The following is a 16761-nucleotide window of genomic DNA, read 5'->3' as shown; positions in this document are numbered from 1 at the left end:
GCTGAGGCCTGGCGGTCCTTCGCGAACTCGAAGGAGTCATATGACCCGGCGAGCCGTTGTCGTAGCGATACCCTCGAAAAATGGTTTCCTGGGCGAGCCTCGCGGCTCTAACGACGCTCGATGCGGTGGATTTAGCCGGGCAAAAGCGATTCAATCAGCGTCGTGATTTCGGGCGCATCGGGTGCAGTTCCGGGGCCGAATCGTGTGACCTTGCCCCGGGGGCGACCACGAATTTCTCGAAGTTCCAGCTGATTGGCTCGGGGGTACGACCGGCGGCAGCGGCGGCCTTCAGAGCCGCATAAAGCGGGTGTTCGTCTTCGCCGTTTATACTCACCTTCGAAAAAATCGGAAACGAGACGCCGTAGTTCTTCGAGCAAAAATCGAAAATTTCATCGTCCGTGCCCGGTTCCTGCTCGAATTGGTTGCTTGGAAACCCGAGCACGCTGAGCCCCCGGTCTTCAAACGTTTTGTGCAGCGATTCGAGAGTTTTGTACTGCGGCGTGAGCCCGCATTGTGACGCAACATTCACGACGAGCAGCACGCGGTCGCGATATGGCATGAGTGTCGTCGTGGTGCCATCCATCGACGAGATGGGGATGTTGTAAATGCTCAAAATCGGGTTCCTTATCGTGGGGAGAGGTGTCGTTGCGCCGTGTCATCGGTGCATGAGCGGGGCGGTCAGAGCGCCGCCCCGCCGAAATTCATTGCACAGATAGTTGCCGCGTCGACAGGCTGTTCAGTTCTTCATACCCGTTTGCGGTGACGAGCACGGCACCGCCCACGAGAGCCTTGCGCGACCCGCGAGCAGCGCAGGGTTCGACCGCGAGCGTCACGCCTTCCTGGAGCACGAACTCGGGGTCGCTATTGCCGGGGACGAAGGCGGGAGTCTTGAGCTCGGCGGGTACGTCCGGGTCGTCCGCCATCCCCAGTGAAGTTCCCCGACGTAGTAAACGGGGAGAGGGTATGCAGGAGGGGGCTCGCTGACCAGCATCCGGCCTCGAGGATTACTGCGCGCATGGCCTCCCAGACCTGCACAAAACGCACACCCGGCTTGATCTCGGCCAGGGCAGCCTCGTACGCTCGCCGGGCGACGTCCCCCAAGATCCGCTGCTCCTCGTGTGGCTCGCCGATCGTGATGGTCGTCTGCGCCTGACTGTCGAGACCGCCGTACCAGCAGAATATCTCGGCCTGCACGACGTCACCCGGGCCGAGCAGGTGGCGCTGCCGTTGGGGAAAGAACCAGTGCGGGCCTCCCATGAAGTCCATAACTGCAGGCTCCACGGTCAAAAGCAGCTGGGGCTCGGTGGCTCGCGCGCCAGCAAGCGCCAGCTGGTTAATCACGGCCGCGTAGAGCTCGCTCTCGTTAGCACCCACTCTCACCGTTTCATACAGCGCCTTAACAGCGGCTTCGTTGGCGCGTGCCGCATGTCGCACCAACTCCAACTCGTTCTCGCTGCGTACGACAGTAAGCGTGCCAAATTCCCGGGTGACATCGACGAGCTCGAACTCTCCAGCGACCGCGCGCACAAATTGTTCGCCCATAGCATGAGGCATTGAGCCACCGACCATGATCGGCAATTCGGTTTGACCGAGGACACCGAATCGCATACCGCCCAGTCCGCGCTCCTTTGCGATCTCAACCATGGTGCGGAAGGGGTCCTCGACGAAGCGGGTGTCGGCGATCCACGGCTTGACGCCGCGCCGCCGGTCCTCGAAGAAGCGGCTGGTCTCGAACGCCCCACCCAGCCATACCGGCTCCGAGTCGGCGAGGAACAGAACCGTGCCCCCCGAGGTGTTCGCGATATAGGGCTGGGCGACGAAGGGGCCCGTGACTCCGACGATAAATCGCCCGGCGAGATCGTGTTGGGCGAGTAGCTCCCGTGTGGCGGCCCAACGGCGATCGCGTTCTTCCACGGTGAGTGTGGGCAACTCAGCGGTTCTAGACATTACTCCTCCTTGAGTGTGATCATTCTGGATGATACAAAAATTTTCTGCGGTTATCGCTTTGTATCATGCGATATGATTCAATACTATTGAGGCGATGTTGACAACCTATTGTCACCTAGCGCTTGCGTTACCGCAAAGTACAGCACAAAACAAAGGAGTTGACGTGTATATCGGCCTGTTCTCAAACCCCGCGAGCCGCGGACCCGACACCGACCGCGAGGTCATGGAAGCAGCGGTCAACCAGATCCTGCGGGCAGACGACGTGGGCTTCTCCGTCGCGTATGTGACCGAGCACCACTTCAGCGGCGCGAACGTGTACTCCGACCCGTTCATGTTCGGCGCATGGCTTGCCCCGCAGCTGAAGAACTCCTACCTCGGTATCGCGATCATGTCGGCGCCGTACCACCACCCGTTGCGGATGGTTGAGTACGCCAACGTGCTGGACGTGCTCACGAAGGGTCGCTGCATTGTGGGTATGGCCACGGGCCTGCCGGATCCTACCGAGTTGGGCGCATTCGGCATCGACATGGCCGACCGCCGCGACATGGTCGATGAGCGGATGCGTGTGATGTTGAAGGTCTGGGACCGTAAGGCGGGCGATGAGCCCCTGGACGTGTCCACGAATTGGGACAAGGGTCTGCTGAAGGGCCGGGTCGTGCCCACGTCATACCGCAAGCACCGCCCGTTGTTCGGTCGGGCCACTACGACCGACGAGACGATCGTGGAGTGCGCAGAGCTGGGTCTGCCGGTGATGTTCGGGATCACGTTCGGCTTTGACGAGAACTCTCTGGGTCAGCTCGCGCTGTACCGCGACACCCTCGCCAAGTCGGGCCACAGCGCCGAGACCATCGAAGAGCTCGAACGCTGGATCGCCCCGTCCAAGTTCGTCCGTGTCACCAAGACTCAGGCCGAAGCCGACGAGTACATGGAGAACGTGCGCGCCAACGCTCCAGTGGCCCCTCCCGGAAAGCCCGGCGGCCTCGGCGGTGGCGCCGCACCGGCCGCTCCGGCAGGCCCTCCCGGAATCGATAGGCTGTCGGTCTTCGAGAACATGCACATCGCCGGAACGCCGGATGTCGTGATCGAGCGCATCCGCGAGTTCGAGAAGCTTGACATCCACCACATCCGCTGCTCGATGATGCCCACCATGGGGCAGACCTCAGACCTCGCCGCATCGAAGGCGTCGTTCGATCTCTTCGTCGACGAGGTGCTCCCGCACCTCGACCCTCAGCGCATGCCCGACCCGGTTTCGGTCTCGGAGCACTGGGCATGACTCTCTCGCGGTCCGTCTTGGTCGCCCCCACCGACGGTCAGGTCGTCGAGACCGACATCTTAGTGGTCGGCTCCGGCGCGGGCGGCGCCGGAGTGGCGGGCGAGCTCCGACGTCTCGGCCACGACGTCCTGGTGGTCGAGGCGGGCCCCGCCGGCCCGTCAACTCCGGGCGGGCATGTTTCCAACCTTGAGGACGAGCGGCTCGTCACCACCGACGAGCTTACGCCGCACGCAATGGGCGACCCCATCGAAGGTTTGACCGGTGTGCGCGCCTATCACGGCGTGGGTGGTCTGCTCACGCGCTGGGCTGGCATGGTGCCGCGACCGCATCTGACCGCCGAATGGGACGGCACGCTGCCGGAATCCACCCTGAGTTCGCTCCTGGACGAGGCCGAAGCCCTCGTGGCCTCGACGCCCGTCGACGAGTTGACCGAATCCGGTTCCCCCGCCGGCCGCGGCCCGCTAACCGGATGGTTGCTGCGTCAGCTCTGGGCGAGTTTGGTGCGCCCCCGGCGATCGACGCTGCTCAACCGATGCGCATCGCGGCCCACGGAGGGGGTGATCGCATCCACTACACCGGTGCCGACACGCTCCTCGAAGCGCCGTCGGAAGCAGGATCTCTGCGGGTTCTGGCCGACCACGTCGTTCGCGAGATCCTCACCGAAGGTGACCGCGCGATCGGCGCGGTGGCGATTGCGACCGGTGGGACGCAGGTCACGCTGCGTGCGCGAGTCGTAGTCGTCGCAGCCGGTGCGATCGGCACCCCGCAGCTGCTGCAGGCCTCTTCCATCACCTCCGACGCCCTCGGGCACTATCTCACCGACCACCTGAACGCCTTCGTCATGCCTTTCCCGCTCGTGTCGGCCGCACCCGACATGAGCGACGCAGAGGCGAACGCGTCGATCGTGCTGCCGGTGAGCGAAGATCGTGCGTTCCAGGTTGCGTTCGTGCACACGTTTGCGCAGTCGCGGGTCGACATCGACGGCCACGCCGAGCGCAAGATCGGCGTCGGCATCCTCATCGGCACCGACCCCGCGTTCGAGAACCACCTGTCATTCGACCCCTCGCGCACCGACGGCTTCGGGCTGCCGCTCGTGCGGGCTCACGTTCGCAGTTCCGCTGCCGACAAAGCGCGCGTCGGACAGGCCCTCGGCGTGGCCTACCGCGCGGCCGAGAGCGTCGGCAACCCCTGGGCGGTCCGATCATGCTCGGCGAGCGGGGCAGCAGCCTGCACGTCATGGGTACGCACCGGATGGGCCGCGACCGCAAGACCTCAGTGACCGACCCCGAGTGCCGGGTATGGGACTGGAACAACCTGTACCTCGCCGGCAACGGCATCCTGGGCGCGCGCAATTCGTGCAACCCCACTTTGACCACGATCGCCCTCGCCCTGCACACGGCGCGGGCGATCCACGCCCAACATCCGCTTCACTAACCGCCGCGCGCGCTCGGCCAACGAAGAAGTTGGAAGGAACGAAGATGACCCAACCCGCACTTTCCGCGCAATTGCATTCCGTCCAGTCGCAGATGGATACCGACCCGGAGGGCACGATCGCGCGTCTCGCCGAGATCGGATTCACCGCAGTCGAGGCCTCCTTCATGACCGGGATGCCGATGGAAGCGATGATGACCATCCGCGACGGAGTTGCGAAGTACATGCCCCCGGGCATCGAGCTCGAGATGACGATGACGCCTCAGGCGTCGCGCAAACCGCTTGCGCCCGGTGAACTTCGGCAGCTCCTGGACGCCCATGGACTGGGCGTGAGCGCCTGCCACGTGTACCTGCCCGACGGCGCGGATGCCGAGCGCATCTTCGACGAGCAGGAGGCGCTGGGCAACACCGATCTCGTCGCCGTCACGGGATTCGAGGACTTCCACGACTTCGACGTCCTGGCGCGCACCGCCGATCGCTACAACACCGCAGCGGAGAAGGCAAAGGCGCGAGGCATGCGGATCGGATACCACAACCACTTCACCGAGGTGGCGCCGGTCTACGATGGCCGCAGTGCCCTCGAGCTGTTCTTCGACCGCCTCCACCCCGAGATCTTCGCTGAGGTGGACATCTTCTGGTCGTTTATCGGCGGTCGCCAGCCCGCGGAGCTGATCGAGGCCCTCGGCGACCGGGTTCGGTTCGTGCACGTGAAAGACGGCCCCGGTGTCTTCGGCGACCTGAGCTCGGGCCCCGGCCGTCCGTCCATGCCGCTCGGTCGGGGCGCCGTCGACGTTTCAAGCGTCCTGGCAGCCACCGACAGGCTCGATTACTGGACCCTCGAACTGGAGATGATGGGCGATTCCGCATTCGACGCACTCGCCGACAGCGTGTCCTTCGTCCGCGCACAGGACATGAAGGCGCAGGTGTAGACGATGCAGTTCATCGCACGAAGGGTCGGGTTCTACATCCTGACAGCGCTGGCCGCGATCACCCTCAACTTCTTCCTGCCGCGCATGATCCCCGGTGACCCGGTCGAGGGCGTCCTCGCCCGACTGGGTGCGACCGGAAGCGCGACGCCCGAGATGGTGGCCGACATCCGCCGCGCTTTCGGCCTCAACCCCGACAGCAATCTCTTCACGGATTACATCCACTACTGGGGCCAGCTGCTCACCGGAAACCTGGGGACGTCGATCACTTTCTACCCCACGCCGGTGTCCACGGTCATCAGCGAGGCGCTCCCGTGGTCGCTCGGCCTCGTCGGTGTCGCCACGATCGCGAGCTTTATCATCGGCACCCTTCTCGGCGTTCTCGTCGCCGCCAAGCGGGCCACCCGATGGGAGCTGGCCATCCCGGTGACCACCTTCTTCTCCGCCATCCCGTACTTCTGGACTGCACTCATGGCGCTCACCGTTTTCAGCGTCGCGCTCGGGTGGTTCCCGGTCGCGGGCGGGTACGACTTCGACACCACGCCGGGCTGGAACTGGCCATTCATCGCGAGCGTCCTGCTGCACGCGGCCCTCCCGGCATTCACGATCCTCATCAGTTCATTGGCGAGCCCAGTGCTCGGCATGCGCAACATGATGATCACGACGATGTCGGAGGACTACGTTCTCGTCGCCGAGGCGAAGGGCCTCTCCGCCCGCCGTGTGATGCTGCGCTATGCGGCTCGCAACGCCCTGCTGCCCACGGTGACCGGATTCGCCCTCTCGCTGGGTGTGATCGTCGGAGGCTCGGTCGTCACAGAGGTCGTCTTCTCCTATCCGGGCATCGGGAACATCATGTTCGACGCCACCCAACAGAGCGATTACCCCCTGATGCAGGGAATCTTCCTGATCATTACGCTCACCGTTCTTGCCGCCAACCTGCTCGCCGACGTGCTCTACGTCGCGCTCGACCCGAGGACGCGTCACGTCAATGCCTGAAAACAACAACCACACGTCCACACCGGAGAACCGTGAGCTCGAGATCGAGATCGACGGCAGCGTCGCGGTTGCAGCCCCCGCTGCTGCACCAGCGCGCCGCCGGCCCCGCGGTCTGCGTATCGCACGCACGCCGCGCCTCATCGTCGCGGTCGTCCTGCTCGCGTTTTTCGCGCTCATGGCGATCTTCGGGCCGTTGCTCGCGCCGTACGATCCTTCATCCACGAGCCTAGACTTCTCGCAGGGACCGTCCGCGGCCCACTGGCTGGGGACGACCCAGTCGGGCCAGGACATTCTCTCCCAGCTGCTCGTCGGAGCCCAGCTGTCGATGCTGGTCGCCGTGGTGGCGGGCGCCATCGCGGTGACAATCTCGATCATCGTCGGCGTCACCGCAGGTTACCTCGGCGGATGGTGGGGCGAAATCCTCGGATTCGTCACGAACGTCTTCATTGTGATCCCGGCGTTCCCGCTCATGATTCTCGCAGCGAGCGTGCTACGCGGCGTGGGCTGGCTCGGTACGGTACTCGTGATCGGACTCACGGGCTGGGCGTTCGGCGCCCGTCTCCTGCGTGCTCAGACGCTCTCACTGCGAAACCGAGACTTCGTGCGCGCCGCGGTGGCGCGTGGTGAGAGCACCTTCCGCATCATTTTCTGCGAGATCGTACCGAACCTCGGCGCCATCCTGCTGACGGTGTCGCTTTTCCTTGTGCTCTTCGGTTTGCTCGCCGCCGCTGGTCTGGACTTCCTGGGCATCGGAGACCCGAACTCGTGGAGCTGGGGCAAGATCCTGTACTGGGCGCAGTCGGCATCCGCCTTCGCCACCGGCGCCTGGTGGTGGTACGTCCCGCCGGGGCTGTGCCTCGCACTGCTCGGCATGTGCTTCGCCCTCATCAACCTCAGCTTGGACGAGGCCATCAACCCTCGTCTGCGCAGCACCCGACGTCGCAAGCACCGCGAGGCCGCCACCATCGCGCCAGCACCCGCCGCGCTGCATGCGGACGAAGGCGACGACGCCCTGCTGAAGATCCGCAACCTCACGGTGACCTACGGTGAGGGCGAGAGCGCTCACGACGCGGTCAAGCACGTCGACCTCACCCTGCACCGCGGTGAGATCCTCGGCCTCGTGGGCGAAAGCGGCTCCGGCAAGTCAACGCTGTCGCACGCCGTCACCCGGCTGTTGAGGCCGCCGGGGCGCGTAACCACAGGCTCCGTCGTCTACAAGTCGTCGCGGTCCGACGCTGCGGTCGACATCCTCACACTCGACATCGAGAGCCTGCGGGCTCTGCGCTGGAGCGAGATCTCGATCGTCTTCCAGAGCTCGATGAACGCCATGAACCCCGTCGTCACCATCGAGAGTCAATTGACGGACGTCCTCGAGACGCACCGGCCCGAGATGACCGCGGCGCAGCGTCACCAGCGCGCTATCGAACTACTCGAACTCGTGCGCATCCCCACCGACCGGCTGAGCAGCTATCAGCACGAGCTGTCGGGCGGTATGCGCCAGCGTGTGATGCTCGCGATGGCGCTTGCCCTCGAGCCGCAGATCGTAATCCTCGACGAGCCGACCACAGCGCTCGACGTGGTCGTCCAGCGCGAGGTGCTCGATGAGGTGCTTCGTCTTCGCACCGAGCTCGGCTTCGCGGTGATTTTCGTCACGCACGATCTCGCGCTCGTTCTGGAGATTTCCGACACGGTCGCCGTGATGAAGTCAGGCGACATTGTCGAGATCGCAACGGCCGAGCAGATCCACCGCGAGCCGAAGCAGGAGTACACCCGCAGGTTGCTCACGGCCTTCCCCACCTTGCACAGCGAAGCTCGCGGTGCGGGCATCACCGATGATGCAGATTTTTCTAAGGCAGAGGTGTCCCGATGAATCAAGAATCCGTCCCTCCTCCCCGTGGGCCCGTGTCGCTCGAAGCCCGAGGACTGTCTAAGACGTACCAGTTGCGGGGCCGCAGCGCGAAGGGCAAGACGCGCGAAGAGCGCAACCTCCGTGCGGTGCAGAACGTGTCGTTCGAACTGCGGCCCGGCTCCGTGCTCGCTCTCGTCGGAGAAAGCGGCTCGGGTAAGTCGACCGCGGCCAAGCTTCTTGCACTCCTAGAGCAGCCAACGGAGGGTGAGATCGTCCTGGACGGCGCGCCCGTGGTGGCCAAGACGAAACGTCAGCTGCGCGAATACCGCAAGCGTGTGCAGATCGTGTTCCAGGACCCGTACAGCTCGCTCAATCCGATGCACTCGGTGCGCTACCACCTGACACGTCCGCTGCTCATCCACGGTGTCGTCAGCAAGCAGGATGCCGACGCCGAGGTGCGCCGTCTCCTCGAGCGAGTGCAGCTCACGCCGGCCGACAGATACATCGACAAGATGCCTCACGAGCTTTCCGGTGGCCAACGCCAGCGAGTTGCGATTGCGGCGGCTTTGGCGGTGCGGCCCGAGGTGCTCCTGCTCGACGAGCCGGTGTCAATGCTCGACGTTTCGATCCGTCTCGAAATCCTCAACCTGATCGCCAACCTGAGCGGTCAGGACGGGCTCGCCCTGCTGTACATCACGCACGACATCGCCTCGGCGCGCTACTTCGCCGACCGCATCATCGTGATGTACCGCGGACAGGTCGTCGAGCAGGGTTCTGCACGCGCAGTCGTCGACAACCCTCAGCACGAGTACACCCAGCTCCTGATCTCATCCGCTCCCGACCCTGACCGGACACCCAGCCGCTGACCGCGGTCGTCCGATCTGCACCCCACACAACACAGAGAGGTACCCGATATGAAGATGTATCACCCTCGTACGCGGCGGCAAGGTCGTCGCCGCGTCGCGGTTCTCGCCGCTGCCGTCACGGCGGCGGCGCTCGCCCTGACTGGCTGTACGCCGGCGGCTGAGCCAGAGAGCGGCAACGTCACGCTCGACATCGGCGGTGCCGCCGGGCAGATGCAGGAGAATTGGAACCCATACGGTTTCTCGACTCCCGTCATCATGGCCGCCGGCTTCGTTTTCGAGCCACTGGTGCAGTACAACGCACTGAACGCCGACGAGACCTACCCGTGGTTGGCCAAGGAGTACAAGTGGTCCGACGACTACACCTCGCTAACCTTCACCCTGCGCGAGGGCGTGAACTGGTCCGATGGTAAACCGTTCACCGCGAATGACGTCGTGTTCACGTTCAACCTGCTCAAGAACAACCCCGGGATGAACTTCCGGCAGGTGCAGTTCGACTCGGTCGAGGCCCTGAGCGACAGCGAGGTGCGGTTGAACTTCGCCTCCAACTCATTCTCACAGCAGCTCCCGATCTTCTCGACCTACATCGTGCCCGAGCACGTGTGGGCCAACCAGGCAGACCCGATGGCCTTCACAAACCCCCGACCCGGTGGGCACCGGTCCCTTCACTGTGGCGTCCTTCGACCCGTCGAACATCCTGTTCGACCGGAACGAGGATTACTGGCAGGAGGATAAGCCCGTTGTCGACCACCTGCGGTTGACGTCGTACAACTCGGATCAGAGCGCCACTCTTGCCTTCACGAAGGGCGATGTCGACTGGATCGGAATCAGCGGCGACCCGGCGCAGTTCGAGTCGGCGGATCCCGAGCACCTTGTCGCCTGGACCCCCTCGTTCATGACGAGTTTCATGATCTTCAACACGACCCAGGCGCCCTTCGATAATGCCCTCGTCCGCAAGGCGTTGAGCATGGCGCTGAATCGAGATCAGATCGTGCAGGCGGCCACCCAGGGAACGTCCAAGGTGGCGCACCCCACGGGGCTGGTCCTTCCCAACATGGAGAGCTGGCTTGACCCCGAGTTCGCCGACCTGGCGTATGAGCAGGACCTCGACGAAGCCCTGGCGTTGTTCAAGGAAGCGGGCTACGAGCAGGATTCTGACGGTCGTCTCCTAACCCCCGAAGGTCAGCAGTTCGGCTTCAGCATCCTGTCGTCGTCCGGCTTCACCCAGGACGTGACGCAGGGGCAGGTCATCAAGGACCAGCTGGGGAAGCTCGGTATCGCGGTGAACCTCGAGCTCGTCCCGCAGGAGGAGGCGACCTCTCGTGGTGAGACGGGTGACTTCCAAGTCGCGTTCGGCAACAGCGGGCAGTTCGACCCGATGCCGGGCAACGTTTATAACAACCTGCTGAACAGCTCGTTTGCCGCGCCGATCGGCACCGAGACGCGCGGCAACTACGGGCGTTGGAAGGACCCGGAGACCGACGCGCTGCTCCAGAAGTACCGCACCGCGGAGTCCGACGAAGCGCGCCGCGAGGCAGTGCAAGACATCCAGCAGATCATGGTCGACGAGGTGCCCATCGCGCCGATCTACTACCAGAACGCGATGTCGGAGACGAGTTCGCGCGAGGTGACCGGGTGGCCCGGCGAAGACGACCCGTACTCCGCCGGCACCTTCGTGCTGGGACCGTGGGCCTCCCTCATCGTATCGCGGCTGGAATTGGCCGACTGAGTCATGGCGGGCGGTGGGAGGGCGCGGTCAGCGGTCTCCACCGCTCACGGCGTATCCGCATCCGAAGGGCAGGGAAGACGATTACAACCAACGACGAAGACCAGACGAGACTAACCGGTGTCGGTTATCCGGTTGATGACCTTGCAGCTGCGGTGGAATTCTTCGCCGAAGCGTTCGGCGTAGAACCGCGCTTTGCTGACGGTGACCGTTTCGCCGCGCTGGACGCTGGCGGCAGCACTGTAGCGCTGACAGCGGCCGAGGAGCGAATCACCACCGGTCCCGCTGCCTTCCTTCGCGTCGGGAACGTGGACGAGGCCGTCGAGCGGGTGCGCGCAAGCGGCGGCACCGTGGTATTCGGGCCGCAAGATGGCCCGCACGAGCGTCGCGCGGTGGTGCGAGACCCCTGGGGCAACGAGATCGTGGTGTTGCACAGGCTCTAACTCGCGAATGACAGAGGGGTGTCGAGGCCCATGACCTGAACTGGTCCCCAATTGTTGGACTGGTTTCCTAAGAGCCTAAGCCGCGACGGCCTGAGCACGGTATTGCACCGGGCTCAGGCCCTTTAGCTTGGTGTAGATTCTTCTCGGTGTTGTACCAGGAGATGTATTCGTGCATGGCGGTGGTGAGTGCATCGGTGCTCATGAACCGGACATGGTGGAAGAGCTCTTCCTTGAGGTGTCCGAAAAAGTTCTCCATCACCGCATTGTCATAGCAGTTGGCCTTGCGGGACATGAACTGAGTTGCGCCGGCCTTTTTTGAGTAGATTTCGCCAGGTGGTGTGTTGATACTGGAAGCCCTGGTGCGACGATCTGCCGACTGAATAGGTTCATGATCGGTGAGAGGTAAAGCTTCTGGCCACCGAAACTGAATTCCGTCACGTCTGTCACCCACTTCTTGTTGGGGCTATTGCTCTTAAACTCCCGACTTGGAACGTTCGGGGCAGCCTTTCACTGATCACCCTTGTAGGAGCTGTAACCATACCGGCTCTGGTTCCGCTCGATGATTCCTATAGCCTTGGCTTCGAGCGCCGACCGGGGCCCGGAGTCTGGAGACGGACCTGATGGTAGAAGAATGTTGGCCTCGCAAGCCCCGAGACCTGAAGCAGTGCCGGGAGTGGAAAGTCAGCCTTGACCCTCTGCACCATGCCCGAGCCCACGTTTCGAGAAGTTTGGGCGACTATAAAACCGCTTCTGAGGCGAGATCTTGGGCAGTCTCGCCCGCGGCGAAGTTCTCAACCAACGCGATCTTGGATCCAAACAAGTATGCGCCTTGTCGGCTTAGTCATTAGTTCTCCCCGGCCATCGATCCTCCATCGCCGATAAAGACGATCTACCGGCGATGGGGCCACGCCCAGCATGCTGGTTGTCGCCTTATCCGCGGTGCCCTTCTCAAAACACGCTACAGCCGCCTCGCGCTGGTCCTCGGACAATGAACTGGATAGACGCATAAAATTGCTCCCCGGGAGTCGGAACTGAACTTCTCAGTCCAACTTCCGGGGAGCAGTTCAGACCTCGACGCCCCCTTCGTCGTTCTGTCGTTACGCGGGAACTCCGGCGGCGACCGTATGCACGTGGGTCGGCAAATCGTTGAGTTCCTCGGCTCCGTCCGCCGTTACAAGCACCGCGCCGCCGACGAGGGCCTTGCGATATCCGCGGGCCGGGCAAGGCTCGATAGCGAGCGTGACGCCCTCTTCGAGTATCCAGTCCTGGTCGAAGTCGCCGGGAACGAACGCGGGAGTCTTCAGGCGTGCATCGATGTCAGCATCCATCATGCCGCTATGCAGTTCGCCTACATTTAGCACGGGGGAGAGAGTGTGCACGAGCGGGCTCGCGCTCCAGCAGCCGGCGTCAAGAATGACCTGACGCATCGCCTCCCAGACATCAGTGAAGCGTGCGCCGGGGCGCACCTGCGCAACACCGGCCTCGTATGCTCGTCGCGCGACCTCATTAAGCTCGGCCTGCTCGGGCTCCGGTTCGCCAACCACGATCGTGACCTGGCCCTGGCTGTCGAGACCGCCAAACCAGCAGAACATCTCCACCTGGATGACGTCTCCCCGCTGCAGCAGTCGCCGCTGTCGACGCGGGAAGAACCAGTGCGGTCCGGCGAGGAAGTCCATAGTGGCAGGCTCGACCGTCAGAAGCACCTGCGGTTCTGTGGCATGCGCGCCTGCCTTGGCAAACGTGTTGATCACCGCGGCGTACAGCTCGCTCTCTGGGACGCCCTCACGCGCGACCTCGATGAGCGCAGCCGTGGCGTCCTCGCACGCCTTCGCAGCATGGCGGACGAACTGCAGCTCTTCGGGACTGCGCGCGATGATCGCCGAACCCCACTGGCTGGAAATGTCGATCAGCTCGAAGCCCTCGAACACATCGAACATGTGCTTGCCCGTTGTGTAGGGCAGCACGCCACCCATCGGAATACCAGACGAGCTGATACCAAGGACTCCGACGCGGGTGCCCTCCAGGCCGCGCTCACGCGCGATTTGGGCGGCTTCGGCCAGTGCATCGAAGCCAATCCGCGTGTCCGCGATCCAAGGCTCGATCGACCGACGCTCATTCTCAAAGACGCGGCCCGCGTCATAGAGCCAGCCGAGCCACACCGGATCGGAATCGGCAGGGAACAGGATCGTTCCCGTCGACGTGTTGGCGAAGTACGGCTGCATCCGGAACGGGCCATCGGCTGCCGTGACCAAGATAGCCGAAAGGTCGTGATCCGTCATGAACCTTCGGGCGATCTGCCATCGCCGGTCACGCTCCGCGATGGATAGTTCCGGTAGCTCGACTGTAGTCATAAGCTCCTCCTTGAGCATCGTATAGTCCTGTATAATACGATTCGAATATAGCACGCTATACCTGGCTAAGTATCGGCCACGATCTTATGCAGAAGCTGCAACAGTTCGTCTTGCTCCTTGTCCGAGAGCGACGACAGGCTGGCGCGGTACGACTCGGCAAGGACAGGTACCAGCACTGCCAGCATGCGCTCGCCCTCGGCCGTCACGGTCGCGCGGATTCGACGGCGATCGGCCTCGTCCGTGCGCCGTTCGATAGCATCGCGCTCTTCCAACTCCCGAAGGATGCGTCCCGCGCTCGCCCGATTGAGGCCCAAAAGCGGTGACAGAGAGGCCAGCGACAGTGGTGCGCCATCGAGATGGCTAATCAGGATGAGGGCATTCGCGTGCCGCAGGCTTAGGCGCGCCCCCGAGAGCGCTCCGTCCACGTGCGCGAGGATGGCGTCGCTCGCGCGTCCGATAGCGAACGCCGTGTCCATGCCAGCGAAGGACAAATCGGGATACATGTCGCGGACGGCCTGCAGGCGGACGTCGCTGATCTCGGGATGCACCAGCGGGTCCCCGATCTTCTCGGCCAGGCGGGTCAGGCGCTCAAGGTCGTTATCGCTGAACTCGCTGAACGAGGCACCAATGGCGCTGACGCCGGCGCGTAGCCACTCCGCGAGTCGGCGAGTTCCCGCGGGGGTCAGCCGCGCTCGGATCCGACGGCGGTCGTAGGGGTCTGGGGTGCGGACAACGAGACCCTCCGCCTCCAGTCGCACCAGCTCCGTGCTCGCGTTTGACCGCGTTATACCAGTCTCCTGTGCGATTGCCTGCAGATCGAGCGGCCCGCCGCCGACGAAATGGACGGCCAGCAGCGCGCGCACCGCGACCGCGCTAACCCGCTGACGAGTGACCCGGACGTGAGTGCTCGCTCCATGACGGTGGCTGCGCGCGTCACCATCCACCCCAACTCGACACTCGGGAACTCTTGCTGGGTGGGCGGATGAATTTGAGTAAAGCTCACGGCGTCCGATCGGAAGAGCGCGAATACGGTCACAACTGATCCTATCGGATGATCCGACTCTTGCGAGTAATATCATCCAGTATGATAGGATCTCTGGTACCACACTGAGGTGGCATGCAGAAAGGTAGACGTAATGAGCGAGACACGGTCTTTTCTCCAGCAGAACTTCATAGACGTTATGGGCAACGTCAGCACCCCGGTCACGGTGGTCACCGTACTAAGCGACGGCGTGCCTCATGGCACAACAGTGAGCGCCTTCGCGTCACTCTCGCTCGACCCGCCCATGATCATGCTCGCTTTGGACAGGGGTTCGCGGCTGCTCGAGATCCTCCAGAAAGAGGAGCTATTCGGCGTGAATCTGTTGTCATCTGGCCAAGCCGACACGGCCCTACGGTTCGCGCGCAAGGGTGCCGATAAGTTCGATGGGGTCGAGTGGATCGAGACGATGGGGGCGCCCCGCATCATTGGTGCGGCAGGCTGGCTCGCGTGCCGCACTGATAAGCTCGTCGAGGGCGGCGACCACACGATCGTCAGCGCCTTCGTCGTCGCAGCAGAGGACGTTCCGGAGCCTCCGCTGAGCTACCATCGCCGTGCCTTCGGCACGCACCGCGCGCTCGAAGCCCACTCGTATTAAGTCGAGGATGCGAACATTCGGAGCTGAACAGGACTGACCCATGGCACCTTCACGTCATGCTTGACACGTTGATCGAGGTCAGAGAATCCACGATGCTAGCCCCCACGCCGGCAGGCCGACCAATTGAAGGTTCATCGCGAGCAAGAGCAGTTCAACCGCCGTTCGCCATTGGCGGCTCATCGTCGGGTACGTGGCCCTAGTATCGCATTAGTGGGAAACCAGAAACGCTCAGAACTAACGGGCTCAGGTTCACAGACGGTCCCGGTTGCATTGGGAGCCGAAAAGCGAATGGTTCACAAACCCGGCCCAGGAGGCCCGGCCCCGGTACTCCTGGGCCGCACTAGAGCTTGAAAATGGAAATGTAAGAAGAAAGGAATATTGCATGCCTTCCGAACCGAAAGCCAATGAGGAGCATCCTTCCCGTCGGCTCGGAGCAGTCGCCATTGGTTACGCCTTCATGGGCAAGGCTCTTTCCAATGCTTGGCGTATTGTGGCCCGTTTCTTCGACGTTCCATCCTTCAAGCAAAAGGTATTGGTCGGTGGGGACCGCGAGCGGGTCACTGCTGTGACCGCGAAAGACGGTTGGCGGAGTCCGCCCCTGACTGGCGGGTAGTTATTGCGCGGGACGATATTCACTGGTGAACATTTGCGCGCCAGGCTGGAGGCACGCCGAAATTGCGGTGGCTGCACTGGAAGCTGGCAGCACGTCCTGGTCGAAAAGCCTCTGGTCAATACCCTGGCCGAAGCGGAATGAATGACCGCTGACCGGCCACGGCGCGGGTACGGGTATTCAATCGAATATCGGCTTCAACTACTGTCGGGTCCCCGCACTTGTCCTTGCCAAGGAACTCATCTGTTAGGGTCGCATGGGCACCGTCCGGCACGTCCGTGCCGCCTGTTGGTGCGAGATCCCGGTGGCACCGGAGTAGGAATGGCGTGGGACAGACCCTGTCCCTGGCTTCAAATCCACACCGCCGATAAACCGCTCCCTGCACCAAACCGGTTGGGCCTCGCCGTGGAACCCATGACCTGCCCGCCCCAAGCCTTCAGCAGCGGCCTGGACATTATCCATTTGGCTCTCGGTGCCACATGCCAGGCCAACTGGATCATATTGGCACTCTAGTTGGACGGATCCGTTCTGAACTGCAGCATGAGGAGGAAACGTGACCTTGCCCTACGCAGCCAACATTGTTGTCGCAGACCGGCACGACCTTGATAGGCAACTCGACCTTGCCGTAGCCACGGCTATTGAGCACGCGCTCAGAAACCCAGGCTGCGGTATTCTCGTCACCCGCCGCGACAGCTGCAACATCACCGTT

15 protein-coding genes and 4 pseudogenes are annotated in these 16761 nt (G+C 63.1%); 14 read left to right on the top strand and 5 right to left on the bottom strand.

Annotated features, from left to right (window positions below):
- Positions 1 to 154: 154 nt before the first annotated feature.
- Both ACPEE0_RS23345 and ACPEE0_RS23340 read right to left on the bottom strand, forming a co-directional pair.
- Positions 155 to 613 carry a glutathione peroxidase gene (locus ACPEE0_RS23345; protein ID WP_424575620.1) on the bottom strand — a complete coding sequence of 153 codons (459 nt, stop codon included), beginning with the start codon at positions 611 to 613 and terminating at the stop codon, positions 155 to 157.
- A 248-nt stretch (positions 614 to 861) separates the two neighbouring features.
- Positions 862 to 1947, bottom strand: coding sequence for a M24 family metallopeptidase (locus ACPEE0_RS23340; protein ID WP_424575619.1), 1086 nt, complete (start codon positions 1945 to 1947; stop codon positions 862 to 864).
- A 163-nt stretch (positions 1948 to 2110) separates the two neighbouring features.
- On the opposite strand from ACPEE0_RS23340, the gene ACPEE0_RS23335 reads away from it, so the two are divergent.
- The 11 genes and pseudogenes from ACPEE0_RS23335 (at position 2111) to ACPEE0_RS23285 (ending at position 11454) form a co-directional block, all read left to right on the top strand.
- Positions 2111 to 3220 carry an LLM class flavin-dependent oxidoreductase gene (locus ACPEE0_RS23335; RefSeq protein ID WP_424575618.1) on the top strand — a complete coding sequence of 370 codons (1110 nt, stop codon included), beginning with the start codon at positions 2111 to 2113 and terminating at the stop codon, positions 3218 to 3220.
- Positions 3217 to 3405: pseudogene (locus tag ACPEE0_RS23330) on the top strand (NAD(P)-binding protein); the annotation flags it as partial. The gene ACPEE0_RS23335 and the pseudogene ACPEE0_RS23330, both read left to right, overlap by 4 nt.
- Positions 3406 to 3560: 155 nt before the next feature.
- Positions 3561 to 3989: pseudogene (locus ACPEE0_RS23325) on the top strand (GMC family oxidoreductase N-terminal domain-containing protein); the annotation flags it as partial.
- 284 nt (positions 3990 to 4273) lie between these two features.
- A complete protein-coding gene (locus tag ACPEE0_RS23320) occupies positions 4274 to 4654 on the top strand; it encodes a GMC oxidoreductase (RefSeq protein WP_424575643.1) in 381 nt (126 codons plus the stop codon).
- 44 nt (positions 4655 to 4698) lie between these two features.
- On the top strand, positions 4699 to 5580 hold the full coding sequence (locus ACPEE0_RS23315) for a sugar phosphate isomerase/epimerase family protein (RefSeq protein ID WP_424575617.1): 882 nt from the start codon (positions 4699 to 4701) through the stop codon (positions 5578 to 5580).
- Positions 5581 to 5583: 3 nt separating this feature from the next.
- Positions 5584 to 6573, top strand: coding sequence for an ABC transporter permease (locus tag ACPEE0_RS23310; RefSeq protein ID WP_424575616.1), 990 nt, complete (start codon positions 5584 to 5586; stop codon positions 6571 to 6573).
- Positions 6566 to 8443 carry a dipeptide/oligopeptide/nickel ABC transporter permease/ATP-binding protein gene (locus ACPEE0_RS23305; RefSeq protein WP_424575615.1) on the top strand — a complete coding sequence of 626 codons (1878 nt, stop codon included), beginning with the start codon at positions 6566 to 6568 and terminating at the stop codon, positions 8441 to 8443. The genes ACPEE0_RS23310 and ACPEE0_RS23305 overlap by 8 nt, the downstream gene beginning before the upstream one ends.
- A 71-nt stretch (positions 8444 to 8514) precedes the next feature.
- Positions 8515 to 9288 carry an ABC transporter ATP-binding protein gene (locus ACPEE0_RS23300; protein ID WP_424575614.1) on the top strand — a complete coding sequence of 258 codons (774 nt, stop codon included), beginning with the start codon at positions 8515 to 8517 and terminating at the stop codon, positions 9286 to 9288.
- A gap of 48 nt (positions 9289 to 9336) precedes the next feature.
- Positions 9337 to 10020 carry an ABC transporter substrate-binding protein gene (locus ACPEE0_RS23295; RefSeq protein WP_424575613.1) on the top strand — a complete coding sequence of 228 codons (684 nt, stop codon included), beginning with the start codon at positions 9337 to 9339 and terminating at the stop codon, positions 10018 to 10020.
- On the top strand, positions 9956 to 11014 hold the full coding sequence (locus ACPEE0_RS23290) for an ABC transporter substrate-binding protein (protein ID WP_424575612.1): 1059 nt from the start codon (positions 9956 to 9958) through the stop codon (positions 11012 to 11014). The genes ACPEE0_RS23295 and ACPEE0_RS23290 overlap by 65 nt, the downstream gene beginning before the upstream one ends.
- Positions 10921 to 11454 carry a VOC family protein gene (locus ACPEE0_RS23285; RefSeq protein ID WP_424575611.1) on the top strand — a complete coding sequence of 178 codons (534 nt, stop codon included), beginning with the start codon at positions 10921 to 10923 and terminating at the stop codon, positions 11452 to 11454. Before ACPEE0_RS23290 ends, ACPEE0_RS23285 begins: the two co-directional genes overlap by 94 nt.
- Before the next feature lie 67 nt (positions 11455 to 11521).
- Here the strand turns inward: ACPEE0_RS23285 and ACPEE0_RS23280 are convergent, their stop codons facing one another.
- From ACPEE0_RS23280 to ACPEE0_RS23270, 3 genes are all read right to left on the bottom strand, one after another.
- Complete coding sequence (locus ACPEE0_RS23280) at positions 11522 to 11905, bottom strand: IS3 family transposase (RefSeq protein ID WP_424575610.1); 384 nt, start codon at positions 11903 to 11905, stop codon at positions 11522 to 11524.
- Positions 11906 to 12551: 646 nt separating this feature from the next.
- Positions 12552 to 13805 (bottom strand): M24 family metallopeptidase, encoded by a 1254-nt coding sequence (locus tag ACPEE0_RS23275; protein WP_424575609.1) that lies wholly within the window; start codon positions 13803 to 13805, stop codon positions 12552 to 12554.
- Positions 13806 to 13870: 65 nt separating this feature from the next.
- The gene (locus tag ACPEE0_RS23270; protein ID WP_424575608.1) at positions 13871 to 14668 is read right to left on the bottom strand and encodes a MarR family winged helix-turn-helix transcriptional regulator; all 798 of its coding nucleotides are present in this window, start codon (positions 14666 to 14668) and stop codon (positions 13871 to 13873) included.
- 273 nt (positions 14669 to 14941) lie between these two features.
- Here ACPEE0_RS23270 and ACPEE0_RS23265 point away from each other — a divergent pair, with 273 nt between their 5' ends.
- The 3 genes and pseudogenes from ACPEE0_RS23265 to ACPEE0_RS23255 form a co-directional block, all read left to right on the top strand.
- Positions 14942 to 15442 carry a flavin reductase family protein gene (locus ACPEE0_RS23265; protein ID WP_424575607.1) on the top strand — a complete coding sequence of 167 codons (501 nt, stop codon included), beginning with the start codon at positions 14942 to 14944 and terminating at the stop codon, positions 15440 to 15442.
- 382 nt (positions 15443 to 15824) lie between these two features.
- A pseudogene (locus tag ACPEE0_RS23260) lies at positions 15825 to 16299 on the top strand (Gfo/Idh/MocA family protein); the annotation flags it as partial.
- 35 nt (positions 16300 to 16334) lie between these two features.
- Positions 16335 to 16565 (top strand): annotated as a pseudogene (locus ACPEE0_RS23255) (aldose 1-epimerase family protein); the annotation flags it as partial.
- Positions 16566 to 16761 lie beyond the last annotated feature (196 nt).

Source organism: Arthrobacter sp. SD76, assembly GCF_049726125.1.
In the GTDB taxonomy this organism is placed as follows: Bacteria; Actinomycetota; Actinomycetes; order Actinomycetales; family Micrococcaceae; genus Arthrobacter; species Arthrobacter nitrophenolicus.
The sequence above is the reverse complement of the archived record's forward strand: the minus strand, read 5'-3'. Positions and strand labels throughout refer to the sequence as shown.